At 27.6% G+C, this 413-nt stretch carries 1 pseudogene; it reads left to right on the plus strand.

The window, feature by feature from the left end:
* Positions 1-185 precede the first annotated feature (185 nt).
* A pseudogene (locus CD118_RS11830) lies at positions 186-413 on the plus strand (coagulase domain-containing protein); the annotation flags it as partial.

The following is a 413-nucleotide window of genomic DNA, read 5'->3' on the forward strand; positions in this document are numbered from 1 at the left end:
ACAAAGTTTTGCACACTATTTATTAATCAATTGTTAAACGCCTTAAGAATTGTTAAAGATTAATTAATCCTGATTTAATTTCTCTTATTTTTAAACCAGTATATAATCAACATTCGCGACAAAAATAATTGGGAGATTAAATCATTGTTTGCGAATAAATTATTTATATTAAGGGAGATTAATTAATGAAAAAGAAGTTAGTTGTTTTATCAGCAAGTGCAGTTCTCGCTTCACACTTTTTAGTAGGAGGTGAAGCATTTGCGATTGTTTCTGGGGAAGAAAATCCATATAAATCGAAAGCATTATCGATAATGGAGTCAAGAAATAATAAATCAGTTACTGTTGATCAATATAAAAAGAGTATAAAGAATCTTATGGATTCATTAACGATTGCTGGTTATGAAAAATATGAT

It is taken from the genome of Staphylococcus coagulans (assembly GCF_002901995.1).
GTDB lineage: Bacteria > Bacillota > Bacilli > Staphylococcales > Staphylococcaceae > Staphylococcus > Staphylococcus coagulans.